The sequence below is a fragment of the Flavobacterium sp. genome (assembly GCF_049590715.1).
Classification (GTDB): Bacteria; Bacteroidota; Bacteroidia; order Flavobacteriales; family Flavobacteriaceae; genus Flavobacterium.
Window position 1 is genome coordinate 1 of the sequence record NZ_JBAWDL010000120.1, and the last position, 8,044, is coordinate 8,044.

At 32.7% G+C, this 8,044-nt stretch carries 7 protein-coding genes; 1 reads left to right on the top strand and 6 read right to left on the bottom strand.

The genetic code is table 11. The annotated features are described in order from the left end of the window. The 3 genes from WBQ70_RS05460 to WBQ70_RS05470 are packed head-to-tail and all read right to left on the bottom strand — an operon-like array spanning position 1 to position 4,256. The gene (locus WBQ70_RS05460) at positions 1 to 2,358 is read right to left on the bottom strand and encodes a M28 family peptidase (protein WP_423911497.1); all 2,358 of its coding nucleotides are present in this window, start codon (positions 2,356 to 2,358) and stop codon (positions 1 to 3) included. A gap of 18 nt (positions 2,359 to 2,376) precedes the next feature. Next, positions 2,377 to 2,724: a hypothetical protein gene (locus WBQ70_RS05465; RefSeq protein WP_423911498.1), complete on the bottom strand. Its 348-nt coding sequence runs from the start codon at positions 2,722 to 2,724 to the stop codon at positions 2,377 to 2,379. 2 nt (positions 2,725 to 2,726) lie between these two features. Further along, entirely contained in the window at positions 2,727 to 4,256 is a 1,530-nt protein-coding gene (locus WBQ70_RS05470; protein WP_423911500.1) for a GNAT family N-acetyltransferase, read from the bottom strand. A gap of 180 nt (positions 4,257 to 4,436) precedes the next feature. Between WBQ70_RS05470 and WBQ70_RS05475 the strand changes: the two genes are divergently transcribed. Next, a complete protein-coding gene (locus tag WBQ70_RS05475) occupies positions 4,437 to 4,769 on the top strand; it encodes a single-stranded DNA-binding protein (protein WP_423911502.1) in 333 nt (110 codons plus the stop codon). 121 nt (positions 4,770 to 4,890) lie between these two features. Here WBQ70_RS05475 and WBQ70_RS05480 read toward each other — a convergent pair whose 3' ends face one another. The 3 genes from WBQ70_RS05480 to WBQ70_RS05490 all read right to left on the bottom strand — a co-directional run bounded on the left by WBQ70_RS05480 (position 4,891) and on the right by WBQ70_RS05490 (position 7,998). Then, a complete protein-coding gene (locus WBQ70_RS05480) occupies positions 4,891 to 6,138 on the bottom strand; it encodes an OmpA family protein (RefSeq protein ID WP_423911504.1) in 1,248 nt (415 codons plus the stop codon). A gap of 298 nt (positions 6,139 to 6,436) precedes the next feature. Continuing rightward, a complete protein-coding gene (locus WBQ70_RS05485) occupies positions 6,437 to 7,123 on the bottom strand; it encodes an HAD family hydrolase (RefSeq protein WP_423911506.1) in 687 nt (228 codons plus the stop codon). After that, on the bottom strand, positions 7,120 to 7,998 hold the full coding sequence (locus WBQ70_RS05490; protein ID WP_423911508.1) for a DMT family transporter: 879 nt from the start codon (positions 7,996 to 7,998) through the stop codon (positions 7,120 to 7,122). The genes WBQ70_RS05485 and WBQ70_RS05490 overlap by 4 nt, the downstream gene beginning before the upstream one ends. Positions 7,999 to 8,044 lie beyond the last annotated feature (46 nt).

Sequence of the window (8,044 nt, forward strand, 5' to 3'; positions counted from 1 at the left end):
TTAAAGTTTTGTTTGAATAGTAGTAGGGATCGCTACTGTTGGTGTTTCGGTTATTGTTTGTTTCGGTTTTATCGTTTGCTTTACACATATTGCATCTGTAAGTACAAAAGGAGTAGGCATCATCCAAGGGGCTCTTGGATTTATTTCGAACAAAGGATTTTGCAATAAATCAAAGGAACTTTCAAGTAATTGCATATCAAAAACCGTAGCTCGATTGAGTGTAAATTCCATTTCGAGTGGTTGGTTGTTAACGACATAATAACTTAAAATTCTCATACCATTGCGGTTCATCATATTGCCTGTTTGTTCGAGTTGAGAAACACCATTGGTTTTAAAATGATAAAAATCCATTTTTTCGTTAGCAAAAATATCGTAGCGATTGACCTTACGATTAGGAGTAATTTTAATTTTTAAATGACGTAAATTTCCTTCAATACTATCTTTTGAAAAGATAATAGTGGATGTGGGAACAGCTTTCAGTGTAGCTTCAGCGGTATAGGTAAAAGCACTGTTGTATTTGCTGAACAAAGGGATTTCTTCTTCGAGATTAGCTTTTTTTGGATGGCTACCTAGATATTTTTTTGTCCAATCATCAAGATTTGTATCATAGGTAAGCCAGTATGCTTTTTGAACATTACTATCATATAGATACACTAAACTATTAGATTTAGCTTTGCCTTTTTCGTATCCCGAATTTAGATGTGCTTTCACAAAAAAGCCAATGCTAATTAATATAAATACCATTGCCCATTGCCCTTTCTTAGCAAAAGTACCCAATACAGGAAGCAATAATCCGAAGGTTAAAACCGTAAGAATCACACTTCCAAAAAGAATTTTTAATCCCAATCCTACAGGAAACATATAAATAAAGGGACCAATGATCAGTAATGCAGGAATACTTAGGATTAAATTAAACCAGCGATTTGTTCTTTGAGTAAGTATAAAAAAACCAAATAGAATTAGTGAGAAATAGAGTGGGAGAATTAAAAATCCTGCACCCTCCAGGTAAAATGCAATAGCACCATTAATAAGTAACCAAAAGAAAATAGGAGCCACATAATTGCTCATAGTAACTTTCTTGGCTGAAAAGTAGTGATAGGATGTCATGGCTATAGCCAAAGCCAAAAAGACAAAAGCGACAATGTAATCATGACCATTATAGGTAAAGCCATTAAGTAAATCCTCATATTGTGGATACAATATTTGAATTCCTTTCCATCCAAAAAAAGTGATGCCTCCAGATAATATTAAAGCAATTAAAAAAGGAATAAATCCTTTAACTACTGTTTTTAAGTTTAAAATTCGTTTGGCAATACCAATAAAAAGTATAATTATAAAAAGTCCAATAGCAATATATAACATCGGTTGTACCCAATCAAAAGGATAATGTATAAATGTAAATGGAACCGTAAAGTAGACTTCGTCTTGTGAGGATTGCGTTTTACTCAAATCAGCATTCGAAAAATAATTTAACAATGCGGTTAAATAGGTTCCTTGATGTGCCAAACTATTTTTGCTTAAATGTATGCTGTCATCTTGTGCTGTGTGGTAATTGTAGTGTCCGTCAATAAAAGCAAAATTGAATCCTTGAATGTTACCTTTTTTTCTAAAAATGGTCAAGTCTGTGTCGTTTGGTAACATTTTGTAAATGCTATACATTAACGAATTAGAAACAGGAAATGTTGCTTTAGTATTGGCAAATTCATTGACTAAACCTGCGTTTCCTTTATTCGTTTCCATTAACATATAGCTCGGTCCCGAAGTTCCTCTCGCTTCAAAGTTAAGCGCTAAACCAATTTGTTTTGCCCATTGATGTTGGGTAACAAAAAGTGTTGCGCCGTTCAATCCTAATTCCTCTGCATCCGAAAATAGAATAATGATATCGTTTTTATGACCTTTTTTGGAATGTAAAAAAGCTCGAACGCTTTCTAAAATGGTGGCTACTCCTGAACCCGCATCACTAGCTCCGTATGAAGATGAATGCGGTGCGCTATCATAATGCGTTAATAATAGAAGTGCTTTGGAACTATTGCTCCCTTTTATGCGTGCTAAAATGTTTTTTGAATAGACTAAGTTGCCCCAATCTGTTAATGTAAATCCTTCTTGTAAACTGGTTTTTAATCCCAGTTTGTGAAGTTCGTGTTGGAGATATTGAGCTACTTGCTCGTGATTTTGAGAACCTATATAATGTGGTTTTTTGGATAAGGCTTCCACTTTTTCAAATGCTCTTTTAGTTGAAAATTCGTTTAATGGAATTTCAGATTCAATACCTAATTGTGGCATCATACTAAAATAGCTGATTGCTATAATGGCTAATAAGAAGCTGAGTGCAAAAAGAGAGGAATTCTTTTTATTCATGATATTGGTTTTGTGGTATTAAATATCTTTTTTTACTAACATATAAAAATCATTGTCAAGAAGCATATAGCCTTGGTCATATAAAAAATAATAAGTATTGCCAGTCTTTGTTCTCAAAATATTGGTAAAAAAATCAAAATCAAAACCCAAAGTCAATAATTTAGTTTTAGTTGTTTTTGATTTTCCTTCGGTATTTAACCCGCAAAGGATGCGATAATTTTTGCGCAATTTGTTGTTAATGTTGCGCATATAGTTGTTGCTGTCCTTATTTATTTTATTGTTATAAGCATTCCGACAGCCATCACTACAAAACTTTTTATCTTCCCGGCCAATTATTTTTTCACCACATTCTAAACAGTTTTTCATATTTAGCTTTTTAGTTTTTTAATTTTATAAAGATCATGACGACGGTCTTTTAGTATTTTCACGCTTCCGTGTTCGTGTAGCTCTTTTAATAAATCTAAATCGACATCAACAATCAAAGTCATTTCAGTATTAGGTGTTGTTTCTGCTTTGATTCCGTTACTCGGAAAAGCAAAATCAGAGGGAGTAAAAACAGCCGTTTGTGCGTACTGAATATCCATGTTGTTTACTTTAGGTAAATTCCCCACACAACCAGCAATAGCCACATAACATTCATTCTCTATGGCTCGTGCTTGTGCGCAATGCTTTACTCGAGTATATCCATTTTGGGTATCGGTTAGAAAGGGAACAAAAAGAATGTTCATTCCTTCGTCACATAGTAGTCTTGCTAATTCAGGGAATTCCACATCATAACAAATCATAATACCTATTTTTCCACAGTCGGTATCAAAAGTCTGAATGGTATTTCCTCCAGTGATTCCCCAATGAAAGACTTCATTTGGCGTGATGTGGATTTTAGTATAGGTTTCGTAAGTACCGTCTCTTTTACATAAAAACCCTGAATTGTATAGAACGCCATCAACAAGCTGAGGCATGCTTCCAGTTATGATATTGATGTTGTATGCAATGGCTAATTCTTGAAAACGCTTTCTAATAGGTTCAGCATATTTGGCCAGTTCTCGAATCGCATCAGCTTCTGATAAATGATTGTAATCAGCCATTAAAGGAGCTATAAACAATTCAGGGAAAACAGCAAAATCACTGCCGTAACCTGAAACGGCATCAATAAAAAATTCGGACTGTTCAAATAATGCCTCCAAATCTTTTAGCGGACGCATCTGCCATTGTATTAAACCAAGTCGAATAACTGTTTTTTCAGTATTGATGATTCTAGGACTTTCATCGTAATAGATATTATTCCATTCTAATAAAACGGCAAATTCTTTGGATTTTCGATCGCCCTCAAGATAATTTTTCATGATTCTCATAACGTGAAAATCATTGCTTAATTGAAAGGAAAGTACAGGGTCGTGAATTTCTTTTCTTTTTACTTTGTCAATATAAGTTTTTGGAGTCAATTCGTTTGCATATTTACCATAGTTAGGAATTCTACCAGCAAATACAATTGACTTTAGGTTTAGTTGCTCGCAAATTTCTTTTCGAGCATCATACATACGACGTCCTAGGCGTAATCCTCTGTATTTAGGATCCACAAAAACATCAATTCCATATAATACCTCTCCTTTATAGGTATGTGTAGAAAAGGTGTAATTTCCAGTTATTTTAGCATAGTCATGATTTTTATCAACTAAATCTTCTGGAACTATTAAGGATAAAGCAGAGCCAACAACAATGTCATCGACTATAATTACCAGTTGTCCTTCGGGAAATATTTTCAATAATTTTTTAACCTCTGATTCGTTCCAATAATTATCTGCCATTTCAGGGTAGGATTCCATCATGGATTTCTTAAGCTCTTTATAGTCCTCTATTTTTAAATTTCGTAGTTCAACTTTGTTTATTTCAGCTTGCATATTTGAATTTATTTTTAGCCAATATACTAAAAATCACATCCATTTACAAACGTTTACAAATATTTACAACCGAAAGTAATTGAGTGTTAACCGAATAAATTGAGAGTGCTGTCGCATCTTTGTCCTGTTGATTTGAACAAGAGATTCAAACATTTTAATAACCTCTAAATTATATACGCCATGAATGCATTAAAAAACAAAGTACAGTTAATTGGACACTTAGGAAACGATCCCGAAATCAAAAATTTTGATGGTGGAAAAAAACTAGCCAATTTTACATTAGCCACAAATGAAAGTTACAAAAACGACAAAGGAGAAAAGGTAGAGGAAACCCAATGGCATAGACTTATTGCTTGGGGCAAAACAGCAGAACTTATTGAAAAGTATGTAACCAAAGGAAAGGAGATTGCTGTTGAAGGCAAGTTGACTTATCGAAGCTATGATGATAAGAATGGGGAGAAGCGTTATATTACAGAAGTAGTTGTCTCTGAATTACTAATGTTAGGAAAGTAGTAATAATGCCTTTTTTAATGTTTTAATTGTCAGTTTTGCAATTGACAGTTGGGATTTTTGTAATAAAAAAAGCTCCGAATGATATCCTTCGGAGCTTTTGAATAATAATATTTAAAAAATATTATTTTATTTTGAAAGTAACTCTTCTAACTAGTTTTCTAGCAGAATCAGAGTTTTTGTCTACTGAAGTATCTTCACCACCAGCAATTACATTTAATCTTGAAGCAGCAATGTTAGATTTTAATAAAGTTTCTTTAACATTGTTTGCTCTAGCTATTGATAAAGTATTGTTGTAAGAAGTAGAACCAATTTCGTCAGCATGACCAGTAATGTCTACAGAAGCTGAAGGGTTGTTTCTTAAATAGTTTAATACATAAGCGATCTCAGTAGTAGAATCATTTGCAGGAACTGATTCGTTGAAATTAAAGAAGATGCTAATATATCCTTCGTTGATTAATCTTTTAACCGTTTCTTCGTTAATACTAGATTGAGAAGTAGTTGGTTTGTATGTTTTGTCAATGTATTTTTCGATTTCGTCAGGAATACCATTGTTGTTTAAGTCAATGGCGCGACCTTTACTGTCAACCATAACTCCTGTAATAGAGTTAGGTTCAAGATCTAGGTAATCAACTACTCCGTCTTTATCCGTATCGTTGTTCATAGTTTCTAATTCAGAAACTCTTTTCTCTAAGTTAGTAACGTTTTCGTCTTTAAGAACAATCCAGTCAGCATGTTTTTCACTTTTTCCAATGTAGTAAGTGATACCTGCAGTTCCGTTAAAGAAGATAGAATTGAATCCACCACCATTTGCTGGTCCTTGCGCATCAAAATTTAAATCTTGTCTAGCATTTAAAATTGTTGTAAAATCACCAGTTAATACAAAATGATTAGACAATCTAAGTTGTCCAGTCAAACCTGCCATAACATTACCTAAGTAATCTTTAGTATCGCCTGATCTTACCATTCCAACTCCTACACCACCATGCGCTAATAAACCAAGTCTATTAGTCCATGATTCAAAACTCATGATTCTACCTAAGTTAGCAACCCCTTGAAGGTTTGCTCTGTAGTATCTTGATTGAAATTCAGGTGTGTCCTTTTTTTCTGAAAGATGGTTGTATCCAGCGTCTGCTTTCAAACCAAATTTGTTGTTGAACATGTATCTTACTCCAAAATCAACCGTAAATGGGCTAATTAAACTAAATTGGTAACCAGGAGTAATGTGGTTTTGTGGTTTGTTAAAACCACCAGCTAATTCTATAGACCATTTATTATAGTCTTGTTTTCCAGAATCAATTTTTTTCTCATCTTGTGCATTTACAGCTGTAAAAGCAGAAGCTAAAACTAAAGTAATTATAAGTTTTTTCATTGTTTTAAATTTTTTTGTAAAAATAGAAAAAATTTATAAAAACAATGTTTTATAATCCTATTATAATTTTATATAATTCCCATTAAAAGTTAATTTATATTTTTTTGATAGATATAATTAATTGTTTAATCTGTGTTCTATTGATAAAAATGTATTTTTTTAAGGTAAAAAATACATGTTATTTAATTTTAACTTTAAATCCTATTAAATTGCTAAATTGTAGTAAAATTAAATTGCATAAAGTATAGGGTATTTTTTTTAAAATTATTTTTTATATAAATGGCTATAATTATAATACTTATCCTATTATTTTTAAAATTTCATTGATATGTTTCATCTTTTTAAAATTTTTATGTTCAATTTTGTGGTCAATACGCTCATGTGCCCATGTAGTGTGAAACGGAATATGTACTGCATGACCCCCAATTCCTAGTACTGGTAAGACATCTGATTTTAATGAATTACCAATCATTAAAAACTCATCAGGTTGAATTTCTAGTCTTTTCAATAAATCTAGATAATCAATTTCTTGTTTGTCTGACATCACTTCGATATGATGAAAATACTTCCCTAATCCTGAGTTGTGAAGTTTTCGTCTTTGATCTAATAAATCGCCTTTTGTAGCGACTACTAATTTATATTTTCCATATAATGTCTCTAGTGTTTCTTCAACTCCTTCTAATAATACGATAGGTTTATCAAAGAGTTCTTTCCCGTATTGTACTATTTTTTCAATTATTTCTATAGGAATGGTGTTACTTGAAATGGTCATAGCGGCTTCAATCATGGATAATATGTATCCTTTGATTCCGTAACCGTAACGTGGTAGGTTTTCAATTTCAATTCGAAACAGTTCTTGTGAAATCCCTTGGTGCGAAAGATAATCACTCATTAAAGCACAAAATTTTTCTTCCGTTTCAGCAAAATAAGTTTCGTTGATAAACAAGGTATCGTCGGCATCAAAGGCTATTACTTTTAAACTCATGATTTGTTTTTTATAAAAATTGATTTATTATAAAAGGTGATTCGTATTCCTAAAAGTAGAAAAACAGCGCCAATAATCCTATCCCAATTCATTTTTTCGTCCAAAATAAGCCAAGCCAATAGGGTTGCTAGCACCGCTTGTCCTAATAAACTAAGTGAAACTCGAGTAGCACGTAAATGTTGGGTAGCATAACTAATTAATAACCAAGCCGTCAATTGACAAAGTGCACCTTGAATAAATAAAACACCCCAAGCAGTAGCTGTAAAGCCAGTAAATGGTTCTCCTTTAATCACACAAACCAGATATAAAAATAAACTTGATGAAACAAGAACGACAGTCATAAAACTAAGAACATCGATTTGTGCTAAAATACGTTTGCTAATTAGAAGATAAGTTGCATATAAAACTCCTGAGAACAATGCCAAAGCAAAAGAAAGGTCAAAGTTGAGGTTCGTAAAAACATCTATACCTACTAAAATAATCATACCTATTAATGCCACAGTAGTGCCAATCCAAAAATTAATAGTTGGTTTGTTTTTCAAAAAAAGGAAAGATCCAATTCCCACCCATAGAGGTGATAGATTAGCAAGCAGTGTAGCCTGAGTAGCAGTCGATGTTTGAATGGCAATATTCCAAATAGCAATATCCGTGGCGAAAACAAGACCGCTAGCAACTGCAAATAATGTTATTGTTGTAGGAGGTAGTTTGAATTTTCGAGTAAAAAAAACATAGGGCAATAACAATACTGCTGCAATAAACATTCTGTAAAAAGCAGAAATTAATCCAGAAGCCATTTGCAAGCGTACCAAAATAGGAAAGATGGAAATACATAGTATTCCGAGTAAAAGTGCTCCCTTTGGTTTGGCATTTTTCATTATTGTATCTGATAAAACCAACAATTGCCACTATAGTATTGGTGGC

Excerpts from the sequence above, each read along its gene's own strand:
- WBQ70_RS05460 (WP_423911497.1), bottom strand. The coding sequence starts at position 2,358 with ATGAATAAAAAGAATTCCTCTCTTTTTGCACTCAGCTTCTTATTAGCC.
- WBQ70_RS05465 (WP_423911498.1), bottom strand. The coding sequence starts at position 2,724 with ATGAAAAACTGTTTAGAATGTGGTGAAAAAATAATTGGCCGGGAAGAT.
- WBQ70_RS05470 (WP_423911500.1), bottom strand. The coding sequence starts at position 4,256 with ATGCAAGCTGAAATAAACAAAGTTGAACTACGAAATTTAAAAATAGAG.
- WBQ70_RS05475 (WP_423911502.1), top strand. The coding sequence starts at position 4,437 with ATGAATGCATTAAAAAACAAAGTACAGTTAATTGGACACTTAGGAAAC.
- WBQ70_RS05480 (WP_423911504.1), bottom strand. The coding sequence starts at position 6,138 with ATGAAAAAACTTATAATTACTTTAGTTTTAGCTTCTGCTTTTACAGCT.
- WBQ70_RS05485 (WP_423911506.1), bottom strand. The coding sequence starts at position 7,123 with ATGAGTTTAAAAGTAATAGCCTTTGATGCCGACGATACCTTGTTTATC.
- WBQ70_RS05490 (WP_423911508.1), bottom strand. The coding sequence starts at position 7,998 with ATGAAAAATGCCAAACCAAAGGGAGCACTTTTACTCGGAATACTATGT.